16 protein-coding genes are annotated in these 16018 nt (G+C 42.4%); 14 read left to right on the top strand and 2 right to left on the bottom strand.

The genetic code is table 11. The features are described 5' to 3' along the window. Window positions 1-33 precede the first annotated feature (33 nt). Window positions 34-456, bottom strand: coding sequence for a hypothetical protein (locus F0364_RS19710; RefSeq protein ID WP_153799519.1), 423 nt, complete (start codon window positions 454-456; stop codon window positions 34-36). Between the two features lie 248 nt (window positions 457-704). Between F0364_RS19710 and F0364_RS19705 the strand changes: the two genes are divergently transcribed. The 4 genes from F0364_RS19705 to F0364_RS19690 all read left to right on the top strand — a co-directional run bounded on the left by F0364_RS19705 (window position 705) and on the right by F0364_RS19690 (window position 3644). Beyond that, window positions 705-1229, top strand: coding sequence for a helix-turn-helix domain-containing protein (locus tag F0364_RS19705; protein WP_153799518.1), 525 nt, complete (start codon window positions 705-707; stop codon window positions 1227-1229). 245 nt (window positions 1230-1474) lie between these two features. Next, window positions 1475-2233 carry a hypothetical protein gene (locus F0364_RS19700; protein WP_153799517.1) on the top strand — a complete coding sequence of 253 codons (759 nt, stop codon included), beginning with the start codon at window positions 1475-1477 and terminating at the stop codon, window positions 2231-2233. A gap of 279 nt (window positions 2234-2512) precedes the next feature. Continuing rightward, a complete protein-coding gene (locus tag F0364_RS19695; protein ID WP_153799516.1) occupies window positions 2513-3073 on the top strand; it encodes a dihydrofolate reductase family protein in 561 nt (186 codons plus the stop codon). 133 nt (window positions 3074-3206) lie between these two features. Continuing rightward, window positions 3207-3644 carry a protein-tyrosine phosphatase family protein gene (locus F0364_RS19690; RefSeq protein ID WP_207632778.1) on the top strand — a complete coding sequence of 146 codons (438 nt, stop codon included), beginning with the start codon at window positions 3207-3209 and terminating at the stop codon, window positions 3642-3644. A gap of 353 nt (window positions 3645-3997) precedes the next feature. Here F0364_RS19690 and F0364_RS19685 read toward each other — a convergent pair whose 3' ends face one another. Beyond that, window positions 3998-4750, bottom strand: a complete 753-nt coding sequence (locus F0364_RS19685) for a sulfite exporter TauE/SafE family protein (protein ID WP_153799514.1) — start codon at window positions 4748-4750, stop codon at window positions 3998-4000. A gap of 257 nt (window positions 4751-5007) precedes the next feature. Between F0364_RS19685 and F0364_RS19680 the strand changes: the two genes are divergently transcribed. The 10 genes from F0364_RS19680 (at window position 5008) to F0364_RS19635 (ending at window position 15914) form a co-directional block, all read left to right on the top strand. After that, window positions 5008-6648 (top strand): DUF3863 domain-containing protein, encoded by a 1641-nt coding sequence (locus F0364_RS19680; protein ID WP_153799513.1) that lies wholly within the window; start codon window positions 5008-5010, stop codon window positions 6646-6648. 168 nt (window positions 6649-6816) lie between these two features. Further along, the gene (locus F0364_RS19675) at window positions 6817-7572 is read left to right on the top strand and encodes a suppressor of fused domain protein (protein WP_153799512.1); all 756 of its coding nucleotides are present in this window, start codon (window positions 6817-6819) and stop codon (window positions 7570-7572) included. 251 nt (window positions 7573-7823) lie between these two features. Then, window positions 7824-8300 carry a hypothetical protein gene (locus F0364_RS19670; RefSeq protein WP_153799511.1) on the top strand — a complete coding sequence of 159 codons (477 nt, stop codon included), beginning with the start codon at window positions 7824-7826 and terminating at the stop codon, window positions 8298-8300. A 1174-nt stretch (window positions 8301-9474) separates the two neighbouring features. After that, window positions 9475-11430 (top strand): sensor histidine kinase, encoded by a 1956-nt coding sequence (locus F0364_RS19665; RefSeq protein WP_207632777.1) that lies wholly within the window; start codon window positions 9475-9477, stop codon window positions 11428-11430. A 276-nt stretch (window positions 11431-11706) separates the two neighbouring features. Next, the gene (locus F0364_RS19660) at window positions 11707-12021 is read left to right on the top strand and encodes a hypothetical protein (RefSeq protein ID WP_153799509.1); all 315 of its coding nucleotides are present in this window, start codon (window positions 11707-11709) and stop codon (window positions 12019-12021) included. Between the two features lie 362 nt (window positions 12022-12383). Continuing rightward, entirely contained in the window at window positions 12384-12650 is a 267-nt protein-coding gene (locus F0364_RS19655) for a hypothetical protein (RefSeq protein ID WP_153799508.1), read from the top strand. Between the two features lie 246 nt (window positions 12651-12896). Then, window positions 12897-13541, top strand: coding sequence for a hypothetical protein (locus F0364_RS19650; protein WP_153799507.1), 645 nt, complete (start codon window positions 12897-12899; stop codon window positions 13539-13541). A 334-nt stretch (window positions 13542-13875) separates the two neighbouring features. Next, a complete protein-coding gene (locus F0364_RS19645; RefSeq protein ID WP_153799506.1) occupies window positions 13876-14388 on the top strand; it encodes a hypothetical protein in 513 nt (170 codons plus the stop codon). Between the two features lie 26 nt (window positions 14389-14414). Then, entirely contained in the window at window positions 14415-15167 is a 753-nt protein-coding gene (locus F0364_RS19640) for a hypothetical protein (RefSeq protein ID WP_153799505.1), read from the top strand. A 204-nt stretch (window positions 15168-15371) separates the two neighbouring features. Further along, window positions 15372-15914 carry a hypothetical protein gene (locus F0364_RS19635; RefSeq protein WP_153799504.1) on the top strand — a complete coding sequence of 181 codons (543 nt, stop codon included), beginning with the start codon at window positions 15372-15374 and terminating at the stop codon, window positions 15912-15914. Window positions 15915-16018: the final 104 nt, after the last annotated feature.

The raw sequence follows: 16018 nt of genomic DNA, 5'->3' as shown, positions 1-16018 counted from the left end.
ACTCCCGGCAGCTTTGTCAACGCAAAGCAAAATTTAAAACTCCTCAATTTCGATACGGATTTTTTTCCTGTGCAGCATGGCAACTTTTTTCCCGTTGCAAATGGCCGGTTGCCACTTTATCAAACTCATGGCTTTAAGTAACGCTAAGCTTGTTTTTTGGTTTTTTGTCTTGTCATCAACAATCCGTCCGCCATAAATATTACCAGCCGTATCCACAATAAAAGCTATTTCCACACTTGTAATATGCAGATCAGCGGAATCTGTTTCAGCAGCCATATTTCTCAACAGCTTTGCAAATGCTTCCGGCCCTCCTATATTTTTCGGCGCGGTATCAGCAGTTGTGTAAACCCATCTATTTGTAAGGCTATCCAATTCTTTGGCACAATGAAATTTTGGAAGCGTAACCGGGTTTTTATACAACCCGTACCCCTTTATTAAAAAAAGAAGAGTAAACAAGATGCTGAATTTTACACGCATACCTTAAGCCCTTAATTTTCAGTTTGCATACAACAAACCCACTAACAATTTAATAAAAAAGTACCAGCCATAACCTCTCACTTTGTTGCAAGCTGGCCAGCCGGTTGCGTTCTTTAAACCACGTATTAAAGAGTTTCTTTAAAAGTAATTTGTTAGCAATTTTTTGGTAGCAAAAATTTGCTACAGTAAAATTGCTAACAAAATCCGCAAAGCACAATCGTACCGTTATGAAAAGAAATCGTGAAAGAAACCCGCTTACCCAACGGCAACTGGCCCAATACCTGCTGGTTAGCCACGGCAAAATTGCCATGTACGAAACCGGCGGCCGCTTTTTACCCAGGGAAGCGATGCAAAAACTGGCCCGCCTGGAAACCGCCCTCGCAAAAAATGACGGAACACTTACTGCCAGTGCGCAGCAACAGCTACAGGAAATTTCCGTTAAAGAAAAGAAAGCACTGCAGCAGGAGGTTGATGAGCTAACCTACCAACTTATTAAAACAGCCCGCAAAATTGAGCGGATGCAGAAAAAATACAGCAAAGCCATGCAGGTGCTGCAGGCCATACCTGCATTATTACAAAGCCTGGTGCCGGGTGAGCAGGGGGAATATGATAAATTGTGGCTACAGGTAACGGAGGCTGACATGTTGCAAAAACTGGTTGAAAACAGCCCTGGCATGCAGCAAAAACTGAAACTGCACAAAGAAACCCTCGAATTCCAACTTTCCGGCCTGCGGTCTTTACTGGCAGATTAAGCGGCAACATAAAGTACCGGCCATGCTTCCGCTACCAGTTGAATAACGAACTGCAAAGGAGAAAAAAATACGTTCCAGGCAAGCAGATAACCCACCGCCATTAAATATTTATTAATAGCCGCTTAAATATGGGTTGCCGGCTTTCCGGCAAATTTGTATAACGCTGCAGGGTATATCTTCGCAGTTGTATAAAGATTAACACCAATCATCTTAAAACTCTATCCCTCACCGCGAAACAGTTATTTATGAAATACTTATCCGTAATTCAGGCCCTTGTTGTTACTATGCTTCTATTCTGTTCCTGCCAGAAAGGAATTGATGACACCACTATCCCGGGCCAGGTAGATACCTCTAACCTGCCAAAAACATATACGGAAGAAATAACTTCTTCATCGGCGGGTAACTCATCTGTTACTTTACAACTAAGTTACGATACACACGGGCGGGTTACTTCCATGATTTCAACAACCAACGCAGGAGACAAGTTTATTTACCAGTACCCTACAGACAGCACTTTCACCATGGACATTTACAATGGCGGCAGCGTTGTGATTCATGAAAATTTCTTTATTAATAAAACCTGGCAACTGGTGGACAGCACATTTCAATACAATGACGAAGGCGATACCATCACAGAAAAATATCATCATGATCCGCTGGGCCGGCTTTCCGCCGTTTACGAGTTCTCTTATACAACAACAGGCGGGGCCGTTGAAACCGATAGAAGCTATTACACTTACGACAGCAATGGAAACTATACATCCATAAAAGGGCAATCTACAGAAACCACTTATGAGTATGATACGTCGCTGAAAAATGTACTTAACAGAGGCCTGTTGTACTTTTATCAGAATAAACACCTGCCGGTAAAAACCACTCAATCCGAGAGTGGCGAAACCCACGTAGCCACCCACACCTACGCGTTTGATAACCAAAACAGGCTTACTGTTGAAACCATTTCGTTAGACAATGGAGATGCAGGGAAACGTACTTATACCTACTAATACAGCTTTTAATGCGGCTATCATAGCTGATAGTGTGCTTAGCGGATAAACCCGGATTTTTTAGATACCAGCGTCCGGTATTTTATGGCATCTTCGTTGCGTCGCAATCCGTTTGTCGGTTGGTTCAATGGGCGGCTTTTCAGACCCTGGTAGGGCTGCTTTGTTCTGTCAACAGGCGCAAGCATTGGCCGGTAACGCCCGGCAGCATAAATTTATGTGCCAGCTTTCAGTACAATGCAACATACGGCAAGTAATCAAAGGCCTGGCAACCGAAAAAATATGAGAAAGCTTATTGCAACAATCAATATGACACTTGATGGTTTTTGCGACCATACAGCAATAACTCCTGATGAGGAAATACATCAGCATTACACTGACCTGCTGAATAACGCAGGCACTGTGCTATATGGCAGGATAACATACCAGCTTATGGAATATTGGCGAACGTTGATAGAAAAACCTTCAGGTGAAAAATCAATGGACGACTTTGCAAAGGCGATAGACAAAGTTGAGAAAATAGTCTTTTCGCAAACGCTTAAAACTGTAGACTGGCACAGTGCAAAACTGGCCAGTCAACCTATGGAAGAAGTGATTTCAGCACTCAGGCAGCAACCAGGCAAAGACATTTTTGTTGGCAGCCCAGGGTTAATTGCATCCTTAACGCCGCCAGGCTTAATTGACGAATACCAGCTCTGCATTCACCCGGTTATACTAGGAAAAGGGTTGCCCTTGTTTAAGGATATCAATGACAGGATTAGTCTCAAACTCATAAAAACAAAGTCGTTTAAGTCTGGTGCAATAATACTTTACTACGAAAAAGACCAAGACAACAAACTATGAACCGTTAACGTCATATTAAGCAGATTATCGTGCTGCGTACCAATTTCATTTCTTTCAACAATACAAATAACGCTTAATGCCTACAAAGATTTATTGGATACACCGGTTTGAGAATTCTGCAAAAATTGGCATTATGGCAAGACCTCGTGGTGGCGATTGGCTTGAAGACGAGATAAGTAACTTAAAAAAGAATAAGGTAGGAGTTGTGGTTTCCCTACTTGAGAAAAATGAGATTTACGACCTTGAACTTAACCATGAAGAAGATATCTGCAAATCAAAAAATATCACTTACATCAACTTTCCCATTCCGGACAGAGATATTCCAAAACAAAATAGTGACACAAATAAACTTATAGAAGCTTTAACCAAGAAAATAGACGAGGGTCAATCTATAGTTATTCATTGCCGAATGGGGATTGGTCGTTCTTCTATTATTGCGGCATCTGTCTTACTAAAATATAAATTTAAGGCAAAGGCCAGTATTGAAAATATAAGTTCAATTCGTGGCCTAAAAGTGCCAGACACAGACAGTCAATTACTTTGGCTAATGTCAAGGGAATACAGAAAGTAAATTAGTTTCATAGTGTTCCTTTTTTCGTTGAATAAAACAGCACCGCGAACGGCAGTTTGTGAAAAAACTATCTTTTGAAGCTGAAATATTCGGGTACCTGATGGAAGTACATTTCATATAAACGATTCTAAGCGTCTTCGTTTTAGTTTTTTCACAGTCTGACGTATAGGGATATGTAATTTGTAGCCGCTTATAGCGATGGCGTACAAGTGAGTGACACAACGATGCCTCATGCATGTTTTGAAGCCCGTACCATAAAATTTGTTTTCACTTTCGCGAAGTCTTTAAAAGAGAGCAATGCCGGTAAAACTGTTTGCGTTGTTATAACCCTAAGCTTTTGGAATAATTTAAACCTACCGTATAATATTACTGCCGGAGATAAAACCATATACCATTAAAATGCCAACAGAAAGAATAAGAGATAGTACGACTTTCTTAAAAATTTCCTGGGGCATTTTATTAAGAATTTTCTTGCCCGTCCATGCGCCTGCATAAGCCAGCACCATTAATACCGGAATAAACCAAAAGTATTCTTTGCGCAAATAACCGTTTGCAAGGTAGATTACCGTGCGTGAAAGGTCAACCGCAAAATCAATACCTGCAGAGGTGGCCACAAAAGCATTTTTCGGAAGGTCGAATGCGGCCAGCGTTGCGCCCCGGATGGCGCCGCCGGTCCCTATAAGCCCGGCCAAAAAACCTGCAACAGCGCCACCGGTTACCGCATTAAAGGCAGAAGGCTGTAGCTTTAAATTTTTATTGAACAAAAAACTGACGGCAAAGGCAATAAGAAAAATACCCATAGCCAACTCCGCATATTTAAGGCTTATTTTATTGTTGAGGTATGCACCGCACATAACCATTACAACACTGGGTATGCCAATCAGCAACGTTAACTTCCAGTTGATGCTTTTTCGAAAAAGCAGTACCTGGGCAGAAGTGCTGAAAATATGCAGGATGCCTGTAAGCGCCAGTGTGGTTTGAAAATCGAACAGCATACCTGCCAGCGGTACAAAAAATACCGACGAACCGAAACCACTGATTGTACCTATTACCTCACTGGCAAAAGCAAGCAAAAAAAACAACAGTACTGTTGTGCTGAAATCCATATTTGAAATTAGCTAATATTAGTTTGCTGCAGGTGTTACATGCAAATATTCGCACCGCATAAAGTATTGAAATGCGGCACGCCGGCCCAACTTAAGCCTTTTCCCCTGCATGCCTCTTTTGTCTCTTTTCTTTTAATTGCGCAGCAATCACCTTCCTTGTTTCCGTGGCAATCCACGGCTCCTCACAAGCCACCCGCTACCAGAACATAACAGTTGTTCATCGCTTCTTCATTATTTTGCCGCCTTAAATAAACACCATGCAACCTGCCAGGTACATTATCACCACATTGCTTGCTTTTTTATTACTCTCTGCGCATGCGCAACAGGCGCCTAAAATTGTGAACATCGTAAACTTTATACGCCTGCTGGAACCGAGGGACGCCGCCATTACACAGGATGTTCTTTACCAAACGGTAGTACAACAGGTGAACATGATGAAGCAATACCAACTGGGTGGCAGCTTTTTACTGCAATACGATGCATTAATGGATGCCCGCTACCAGAAACTGCTGAAAAGCCTGCCGAAAGACCAGTTTGAAATTGGCGCCTGGTGGGAGTTGCCGCAGCCTCTTGTTGAAAAAGCGGGCCTGCCCTGGCGGGGCCGTTACCCGTGGGATTGGCATGCCAATATAGGCTTCTCTACCGGCTATACACAGGAAGAACGTAAAAAACTGATTGACGTGTACATGGCAGACTTTCATAACGTATTTGGCTATTATCCTAAATCAGTCGCATCCTGGTTTATAGATGCCTACAGCCTTAACTACATGTACGAGAAGTACCATATTGTGGCTTCCGCCAACTGCAAAGACCAGTATGGCACCGATGGCTATACCCTTTGGGGCGGCTACTGGAACCAGGCTTATTACCCCAGCAAAATCAACTCTTACATGCCTGCGCAAAATGCTGCCAGCCAGGTACCCGTGCCGGTATTCCGCATGCTGGGCAGCGATCCTGTGCGCCAGTACGATAACGGCCTGGGCACTTCCATACAAGGGGTGGTTACATTAGAGCCCGTTTACAAATTTGGCGGCGGCGATTCGGCATGGGTGCAATGGTTCTTTCAGACTTTTACAGATGACCCTTCCGTAGGCTTTAACTATACACAGGCCGGGCAGGAAAATTCTTTTACCTGGAATGCCATGCAAAAAGGTTTTCAACTGCAACTGCCGCTTATTGCCCGCCTGCGGGATGAAAAGAAGATAACCGTAGAAACACTGGAAGCATCCGGCCGCTGGTTTACCAACAAATACAAGGTAACGCCACCCACTTCTTTTACTGTTGCCCGCGATATCAATGGCAGCAACAGGCAAACAGCATGGTTCAACAGCCGGTTTTACCGCATCAACCTGGTGTGGGAAGATGGCACATTACGCATTCGCGACCTGCACCTGTTCAACGAAAAAATGCCCTCTATATATGAAACGCAGGTAGCTACCAGTAACGAATGCAGTTTTTTTACGCTGCCCGTAGTGGATGGTTATTTGTGGAGCAAGCCAGGCCTGCTGGCAGGTGCAAGGTTTAAAGCACTTGTAAACGGAAAAGAATTATTGCTGCAAGGCGGTAAAGCGGTTTTTTCATCAAAAGGCGATAGCCTGCTGCATATTAGCTGGCCGTTAACAAACGTGGCCGGGCATGTTGAAATAACATGCAGCGAAGGCCAGGCCAATATTCAATTTGTAAGCAAACAAAACATTAACTGGTTCATTGACCTTACAACGGCATCCGGTGTACAGTTACCCTTTCAAAAAATAAATACCCAAACAGTAGATTGCAGCTTTGAGCAAATGCCTTACCATTTTAAAGCCGCCAACGGTGCATTTTCACAACCGCAGGGCACCGCCTGGCGGTTAAGCCCGCAGGCAGGCAAAGTAGTATTACAATTGGATAGCAATTAAGGGGCTATGCTTTAAAGCGAATTTTTTATGGGCCCGGCAGTGAATAGAGTTGACGTTCCAAAACTTATGGATTGTATATGTGTTTCTACAATAGCATAAAAAGATTTTCTTACTGTCAAATATGGCATATTAAAAAGTAATATCTTCAACAGTAACCAAATAGAAAGTATGGCAGAGCAGGAATTTTCAGAGTCGGGCATGCCGGTATATCGCCATACGGATGCTTCCCGCAAAAGCTTTACTCCAGCTATTGGAGATGGGGATTGTATTGCCGCTATTTCAGAACACATCGAAAAGCATATCGGAAAAATTGAAAGTGTTTTTCACGAAATAGTTTCCGACTTAGTTCATATAGATGTTTATTGGGTAAAGCCATCAACAAAATTCCCTTTTCATTCTCTCGTTACTTCCGGCATGAGCGACAAGCCCATGAACGTTCCCGATGGTCTGGAAAAATTCAGATATACCGAGTTATGCATCCTGCTGCCCGAAGAATGGATAATTAAGGCTGAAAACTACCTTGCAATGGAAGAAGCCTTTAAAGATGAAAACAATTACTGGCCTGTGCGCTGGTTAAAAACTATCGCCAGGTTTCCTCATGAATACGATACATGGGTTGGGTACGGACATACCATACCAAACGGGGAAAACGCCAGTCCTTTTGCTGATAGTACCATGTTGGGATGCATGATGCTGATGCCAAGCCTTAGTTTAGGAGGAAAGTTTTATCAGTTAAAAATCAATGAAGAAAAGACAATTAAATTTTACTGTTTATACCCGCTTTACAAAGAAGAAATGGATTTTAAATTAAGGAAAGGAGTTGATGCTTTGCTGGAGAAATTTGAACAAAGTAACATAATGGATATAGTTGATATTAAAAGACCTAATACCTGCTTAAAAAAAGGCTTTTTAGGGTTATGGTAATTAAGTGAATATCCTATCAGGCTTTAACCAGTCTTACTAAAAGCGCCACACACCCTTACAACTCAATGCTGCCACACATATTAAAGCCCGGGCCGCATCCTGCACTTTACCCAACCGCCCTTTCTGCGGTTCAGCCAGCCAATTATACATCTCATTACAGTTTCAGTACAGTCGGCCTTGCCCGCTCTCTATTTTCGCCGCACCAAAATAACACGCAAATCATTAACCAACAATCACCTTAAAAGCTAATCATGAAACACAAGATCTTAGTTGCATTCCTGTTCGTATCGGCCCTATGCGCTGTTAAATCAATGGCCCAGAAAAGTTCCGGCACTTCCTACACCAATGCCGTTGGCATGCGTGTTGAGTTCGGTAGTGAATACGGCACTTTCGCGGGTATATCAGGCAAGCATTTTTTTGACACACACAATGCCGGCGAACTGCATGTGGTGTTTGGCAACAACACAACACTTATCGGCGCGGAATATCAATACCACGGCGATATTGAAAACGCGGCAGGGCTTAAATGGTATGCCGGCTTTGGCCCCGGCGTTGCCTTTAGCGATGGCACTACCGACGTGCTGATAAGGCCCATCATTGGCCTTGATTACAAGATCAACCAGGTTCCGCTAAGCTTTGGTTTTGACTGGAGGCCCGCCTTTGTAGTAACACATGGTTCAGATTTTAACGCCGCAAGGTTTGGTCTTGGCATAAGGTATGCCTTTTAAGCCATCGTGTTTGCTTACCGTAAAGTCAATTCATCCCAAAAGCTGCATGCAGCTTTTGGGATTTTTTATGGGCCCGGCAGAGGAACATGCATGAGGCTTTACTTGCGTCGCACTCTTGTACGTTTTGTTCTTTATGGGGCTTTTCCCGCAGGATAGAAGAAGTTTCTGCCGCCTCCGGCGCCAGAAACACTAAGTAAAAACGGAACAGCCGCTTTGCAACCGCTCTGCGAAGTCTCCGGACTTCCCAGTTGTATGCATTAAGTCTCTGACTTGATAAAGTATATTCTGCATTGCGGCCAAAAAAGCAGAATGATAAGCGGAAGTATTTACATGCCGGACTACCAACTTATCCTAAAGCTCCGTAGGAGCGGCATGTTAGTAGTTATTCACAAACATCCCCGGCTTTGTAAAGCCTCGTAGAGGCGGCATGTTATGCAACCTGTTGCCACAGAAGTTGTAAACCATATATCATGTCCTGATTATACTCCTCACACAAACATATCGCACCTACGGCGCTCCACTTTCTGCACTGTATTGTTACTACTGATATGTCGCCCCAACGGGGCTTCCCGCTCTGCGAAGCGGCTATAACTGGAACTGGACAAAGGGATTGGCTGGCATCAACGAACATCAACTTGGCTTAACTTACTGCTTTGCGCTTAAACGGCTTGAGGCGTTTGAAAAATAAGCAATAAAAAGTCCAGGATAAAGGATCAAGCACCTACTTCTGTATCCTTGTTTATCAACTATTTCGGGCAGATAATAATCAGCAACCTACACGGTAGCCATTGCTTGCACAAACTCTGACACAATATCCAAAACAAAAAATCTTATATAGTAATTCCGTCAACAGATTTCTTATAAGATGAAAGCTATCTGCACGTACACTATCCTGCATATAATACTTATTTGCTTTCTGAAAAACTTAAGAATACCGGCAGTTAATATAAAATCCACTGTAGGGGCACGTACAAACTGATAACACACCGGTTCCTTATTATAAAACGCAAAAAAAACAAATCCCAAGGCAATAATTCAGGAACTTTACCGCCGCGTACTTGCAAAACAAACAATTTGCTTCATCAATACCTTAGTGAAAATGCGCTTACTTTTTTACCGCTTGCCAATATTGCTGGCACTGTTCTTTTGCTGTTGCATGAATAGCCCTGCCCAAATGAGTGACAGTTTATACAATGCTTTGCGTAAAGAATTGCGCCCTGCAGACAGGAACAACATCAGTGTTGAAGAGGTATCTCACATGCTGGCCGAAAACCAAAATTCTTTTGTCATCTATTATCTTGCAGAATTCAAGAACATTGTTCATCAACTGGAAGAAAAATACCCCCATTTAAACAGCAGGGATGACAAGGTCGCTTATGCACATGTAATCGTTACATTTTATGTTTTAGCCAACATCACAGCCCCGCAAAAATACTGGTACAGCCAACTGATAGGCAATGCAAAAGGCGTTGACTCGTTAAAAGGCCTGCTTATCAACAACTATATGAACTTTGCCATTCTGTATTCGCAGCAAAACAAGCCCGATTCGGCTATGGAAATCCTGCAAAATGCGGTTGATATAACGGATACAGATACCTCGCTTGCAAATCTTAAATTTTACGTTTGGCTGGCCAGCGTACCTATTTACCGCAGCCTGCAGTTGTACCCCCAGGCCATTGATTTTGCCAACAGGTGCCTAAGCTTTTACGGCAATACCAACCCCGGGCCAGACAGGGTTTATCTTGACCTGCAGCTTGGAAAAGCCGGTATATTTAACTTAATGTATGCTGCCGGCAAAAACCCCGCTTTTGCAGATTCTTCCGAAACACTTGTAAAAAAAGTAATGGCAACGCCGGGTATTGACTCTGGTTTTTGGTTTCAGCAATGCTACCGCATGATAGCACAGTTACAGTATGGAAAAGGTAATTACAAGGAGGCTGAAAAGTTTTATGGCATTGCCCTGCAACCCAGGTACGCAAAAGAAGGTTGTTATGGCTATAGCGGCCTGTATAAAACCAACCTGTATTATAATTTCTCCCGCATAAAGCAAGGCATCAGTAGCGGCATTACGGCCGTATTGGATATTAAGGTACCACCAGACGACTATTTTTCTTTGCAGGAGTTAAACAGGGTATTGTCTGAATACTACGATAGCAAAGGCGATTACAGAAATGCCTACCGGTACTACAAAGCATATAAAAATTACTTTGACTCGTTAAACATACTGGGCCAGCGTGGAAGGGTGTTTGAAGCGGAACAAAAGTATGCCGTTGCACAAAAAGAAAAGCAGATAGTTAAGTTGCAAAACCAATCCCTGCATGCAAAATCTACCCGTAATAAGCTGGTGATGGGCGGCCTGGTTGTGGTAGTGCTCATGGGCAGCGCTTTAATGCTGTTATACATGCGCAGCAAACGCCAGAAGCTGCTTAGGGCCGCAGAACGGCAGGCGCTTAGCGATGAACTCTATGCAATGGAGCAGCAAATGGAGCAGGAACGCCTTTTACAACGCAGGGAAAGAGAAAAGGCCATGACAGAACAACGAAAAAGCATTTCAAAAGATATGCATGACGAGGTTAGCAGCAGCCTTGCGGCCCTAAGGTTTTTTATAACTGATGTAAAGCAAAGAGCCGCTGACAAAGAAACTAAAGCCTTGTTGCTTGATATAGAGGAAGAGGCCACACATGTGTATGAACATTCCCGCAACTTCATGCATAAACTAAACGCCAATGCAAACGAAAACTACAACGTTGCAACCTTACTAAGCAACCTGTCATTCCGCTTTAATAAAGAAGCATCCCTGCAGGTGGTAGTGAACACGGATGATTACCCGGTAACTAACAGGTTTTCCCCGCAGCAGCATGCAGAAATGTACCGGGTAATAAAGGAAGCAGTGGCAAACAGCATGAAGCACAGTGGCTCCAGCATTATTTACATAAAACTGCATGAAATAGATAAGCACTGTTTTTTTGAAATTGCAGACAATGGAAAAGGCATTACAAACCAGCGCCACGATGAAGGCATCGGCCTTATCACCATATCCCAACGAGTAGCCCTGCTGCAGGGCGAAGTGAGCATTGGAACAGGCGGTACCGGCACCAAAATAACCGGGAGGTTCCCGCTTGAACAATAACACAAAATTTATGTCATTCATTATCTTCCCGGTTTAATAGCGCAGAGCATTATGATGCCGTGGCCGGCCTGTTAGGCGTGTAACAAATTGTACCGTCACCCTGTGCCTAGGCATTAAAACCTGTACCCCTACCCACGGTATTATTGCATTCTGCCTGGTGAGATTTACCGGGGATGTACCTTGCAACTGAGGTACGAACAGAACTCCGTTGGCAACCTTCGCCGAAAGTGCAGCACGCTTCTGCTCTTGCAGGCAATTGTTATACATACAATAAGAATGCAGCAGCTTAATCCCTGCCCGCTCCCCATTTGTATGTTGCCGGCACTGGCGGTTTCTCAAAGCGGCGTTTGTGAAGTACACCATGTCGGTCACATCCTACACATTGCCTGCCGGCAATTTCTTTATTTTTTGGGGCCGGGCAGCATTGCTACTATAAAGCTGCCGTTGCGTCGCACTCTTCAACGGTTGGGTTCGCTGCGCAGCTTTTCCCACCGGGTAGGCTTTGTTGCTGCCGCCTTTGGCGGCAGCAACTTTGGGGAATACCACGGAAGCACGGAAAAGCCCATCTTGTCGCCATCTAATGTCATTTAAGTTGAGCTGTCAGCCTGAGCCTGTCGAAGGTGGATTGGTGAAAAAGCGACTTGTATAACGGGTCTCGATTCCGAAACTCGCCCCCCCCAACCTGGCATTCGTTTCCTTAACTTGATGACCTTATGCCGCCGCGTTTACCCGCCATTTTGTTCCGGGATTGTTTTCAGGCCAATCGTCCAAACCATGAAAAATTGTAAACCAGGCACGCTTCTGCCAAATCATTAGGCTAATCACCCAAATCAGGAAAAATCATGGTTTAGACAGTTTCCCGTTCTGTCTTGAAGCTATCTGGTAAGCATCAAACACGAACCAGTTTGGTTTTGAAGGTATCCGTTGGTCATCAAACACGAACCAGTTCGATTTTGAAGCTATCTATTGGCCTTGAACCACGAACCAGTTCTGCTTTGAAGGTATTTATTGGGCTTCAAATGCAAACCAATTCCGTTTTGAAGCTATCTATTGGCCTTGAAACACGAACCAGTTCTGTTTTGAAGGTATTTGTTGGGCTTCAAATGCAAACCAGTTCTATTTTGAAGATAACCGTTGAGCATCAAATGCGAACCAGTTCCGTTTTGAAGGTATTTGGTGCGGATATAAAAAAACCGAAGCGCTTTTCCGGAAACCAGTAACAACTATTGTAGTATTTAATTTTTTTTTCGCATCTTGAAGCATAGCTGTTTTTCCCACTCAACCTTAAAACCTGTTGTGATTGAGGTGGCAGCGCCTTGAAGGGAGAAATACCAATTTCATTGACGCAATGCTGCTATACAAAAAACGCAATAGAACATTGTTGATTATGAGGGGATTGCATACTTTTGTTTGTGCAGCTAATACGTCAATACAAACGTTATAGGCAACCTTTAGACACATTCCGTATGACAAGAAACATAATCGCAATATTCCTTTTTTGTTTGACACTCACTGCTTGTGGACAAACTAATGATTCTGACACTATAATAGATTTGACAATTGACCCAAGCATAAAAAAGGAAGTTGAAAAGCATATTGAAAGCTCAAAAGAACTTGATATGTTTAAGGACAAGATGCAAGTTTATCTAAATTCTGGATTCATTGAATCATACCAAAATGACAGTTTAATATTTAGCTCAGCAAAGCAAGAAGGGAAAGCACCTTTTAAATCATTTTATTTGTGGAAAGGTGACACATTAACAATTGACGGTGCATTTGGACTTTTCGGTGGTGTCGGCTTTGGCATTGACATTTATAAAAACAAAGCGACACTATATCATATGCTAAGTTCTGACGACTTTCCATCTTACGCATACAAAGAAAATGACAGCTTAATATTTAGACTTGAAGTTCCTTGCACAGATACAAAGATTATTTTATCGGAAATTCCAGACTCTACAAAAAAGCAAATTATTTACGGATATGTTGAATTTAAAAGCGGCAACTATTTTGCAAGCAGTGGTTCAGCAGACGGACAAGAAATATTACCAAGACAGAAATTAAGAAATAATATGAAACTGTATTTTAAAAGTGGTAAGCTGGACTTCTGATGTGAGGACCGACAAGGCATGCCTATAACAAAAGGTTTGCCGCAAGGCTGGCGGACGTAATAACAATCGGCTGTTGTACTACTATCAACTAATATCGGGCTTGACCGAATTCTATTTGGCTTTTAGTTGTTAACTTCAACATTAGTTTTTCAATCGGCTTCAGTTGCCGGGCAGACACAGCAACAATTCCAGCCCTGCGGCAAGCCTCGAACGTTATAGGCAACCTTTATGGACACATTCCTTCAATTAAACAGAGACAAGCTAAAAGCTCTTTTCGCCAGACTTTCACTTGTCTCATTAGGAGTGGTTTCAATTGTTTCTTACAATCGCATATTTGACAGGGAATTTGCCAAACGGACAATTGCTTTTTTATATTATTTTGACAACAGGTGTAGGTTTTCCTCTTTTTCTAATGCTTCTTGGGTATGTCGTTTGGTTGTTAAAACGAAAGACCAGACAAAAGGCGTTTTCCAAATTTCCATTTAACGATATAGAACACATTGGGTTCCATAAAGCCTATTTGGACAAAAATTCTAAATGGGCATTGACAGAAGAAATCAAAGAAGGGAAGCTAAATAACTTCACACTAAGAATGGACTTATCTAAAGAGAAGGGGTTTCATTTTATAGAATTTGACATACCCGTAGAATGGAAGAAACTTGAAAAAAATGAGTACAGTCACTTGACGGAAAAGTTCAAACAACATAACGCAGAATTTAGACTTGGAAGTGTAGTTAAGCAATATGACACAAGGCAACAAGTTTCACAAACAGTTTCTGACCTAAAGCGAGACTTAGAATTATTTACTACTCTACTAAGACAGGAAGGTTTTAAGGAACAAACTTAGCAAGGCTGCCTATAACATTGGGTTTTATGCAAGTTGGGCTCGACATTGTAACATCAACCAATTGCAAATCCAAGCTGTGGTTCGGGCTGGACAAACAACTTTCAACTTTAGTTCTTACATTCAACTTTATATTTTCAATCAGCAGCGGTTGTGGGCAGACGGAACACGAATTCCCAACCTGCATAAAGCCCTGCTCGTTGCATGCAATTTTAATGACAGCCTCTGAACTCATATCAGCATACAGAGAATTGCCCAACCAAGGATCTTTGTTGCACCTAACGAGCAGTTTTGAATTTAAACCTGTTAGTACAACCGACGGACATCTAATGGACGCAAACCTTGAATTCAGAGCTGAAATTGTAGAAAGCTTGTTGCATGATTTTTCGCAAGCGGAGATTCATCTCATTCGACAACTATTTGCTGAAGAAATGAAATGCGAACTTGCAACACATCGACACGATAATCTATATCAGCTTTGTTATTATTTATATGACATCGGCGACTTGCAAGACACTTTCATCATTTATGACGCAAAGTTTAACGCTAACAATATGGACGCCGGTTTAGGACTTGACAGAGAAATGATATGTGTTGGGCATGAAGTCGATGATGTTATCAAATATATTCAAGAAGAATTTAAGGCTAACCCGAAACTAGCAAATCAATACCCAAAAATTTTAACTGAGTTAAACGGACTAAAGGAGTTTCCTGACTACGAAAGCACGGAAGCATACAGTAAGTTTATCAAAGGATATTTTTTTGGCCATGACACAGCCTGACGAAAAAAACTGCATGCAACATGGGGTTTTCTGCTATGCTGGCTGACGAATATATTCTCATCGTCCCGTTCGCTTATCAGCTGTAGTCCGGGCTGGACGAATAAAACCGAGCGGCAGAATATAATATCAACTACATTAACTTTACTCAGCACCGGTTCGGGCTGACGAATCACGGAATATCAGCACAGCAGAAAGCCCTGGACGTTGGTTGCAATTGTAATGAGACACTTCAAAATTTACATAACATTATTTTTCCTGACACTGTTCGTAATTAAATCTAATGGACAGACAGGGAATCTTTCTTTAACGCTTCAAGTTAAGGACACAATAAACAAATTACCAAAAGCTAAGGACGATTGGTTTTCTGTTGTTTTAATTTGCACCATAAAAAACAATGGTAACGACACAATCTATTTTGTAAATCCTGAAGCCTATAAAATATTCCCTCATCCGTGGACAATTTCAATCAATGGTTCAGACGCAAAATTTTGGTCAGGAGATATAAGATGTGCCCCTTCTTTTACAACGAGAGACATTATTAAACTTGCACCCCAAGACACAATAAGTAAACAATTTGACTGGCACACTTTTGTATCAAACTTTTCACAACAAGTTGGGACATACAAAGCAAAGGTTAAATATAATTTCATAGGCGATAAAACGTGGACAATGGGAGCTGACAAAAAATTGTTGTCTGACTTAAAAAGTAATTATTCAAATGAAATTACTTTCAAAATTGTGGACTAACAACTGCAACCAACATTGGTATTGCCAATAGTGGGGCTTGACATTGGAGCAATCAGCAGCAGTAATTCTACTGTACTGCGGTTCGGGGCTCGACGAATAAAGCC

The sequence above is a fragment of the Foetidibacter luteolus genome (assembly GCF_009650435.1).
In the GTDB taxonomy this organism is placed as follows: Bacteria; Bacteroidota; Bacteroidia; order Chitinophagales; family Chitinophagaceae; genus Foetidibacter; species Foetidibacter luteolus.
The sequence above is the reverse complement of the archived record's forward strand: the minus strand, read 5'-3'. Positions and strand labels throughout refer to the sequence as shown.

Bases quoted from the DNA above. Each gene is read 5' to 3' on its own strand.
- F0364_RS19705 (WP_153799518.1), top strand. From the start codon at position 705: ATGAAAAGAAATCGTGAAAGAAACCCGCTTACCCAACGGCAACTGGCC.
- F0364_RS19700 (WP_153799517.1), top strand. From the start codon at position 1,475: ATGAAATACTTATCCGTAATTCAGGCCCTTGTTGTTACTATGCTTCTA.
- F0364_RS19695 (WP_153799516.1), top strand. From the start codon at position 2,513: ATGAGAAAGCTTATTGCAACAATCAATATGACACTTGATGGTTTTTGC.
- F0364_RS19690 (WP_207632778.1), top strand. From the start codon at position 3,207: ATGGCAAGACCTCGTGGTGGCGATTGGCTTGAAGACGAGATAAGTAAC.
- F0364_RS19685 (WP_153799514.1), bottom strand. From the start codon at position 4,750: ATGGATTTCAGCACAACAGTACTGTTGTTTTTTTTGCTTGCTTTTGCC.
- F0364_RS19680 (WP_153799513.1), top strand. From the start codon at position 5,008: ATGCAACCTGCCAGGTACATTATCACCACATTGCTTGCTTTTTTATTA.
- F0364_RS19675 (WP_153799512.1), top strand. From the start codon at position 6,817: ATGGCAGAGCAGGAATTTTCAGAGTCGGGCATGCCGGTATATCGCCAT.
- F0364_RS19670 (WP_153799511.1), top strand. From the start codon at position 7,824: ATGAAACACAAGATCTTAGTTGCATTCCTGTTCGTATCGGCCCTATGC.
- F0364_RS19665 (WP_207632777.1), top strand. From the start codon at position 9,475: ATGAGTGACAGTTTATACAATGCTTTGCGTAAAGAATTGCGCCCTGCA.
- F0364_RS19660 (WP_153799509.1), top strand. From the start codon at position 11,707: ATGCAGCAGCTTAATCCCTGCCCGCTCCCCATTTGTATGTTGCCGGCA.
- F0364_RS19650 (WP_153799507.1), top strand. From the start codon at position 12,897: ATGACAAGAAACATAATCGCAATATTCCTTTTTTGTTTGACACTCACT.
- F0364_RS19640 (WP_153799505.1), top strand. From the start codon at position 14,415: ATGCAAGTTGGGCTCGACATTGTAACATCAACCAATTGCAAATCCAAG.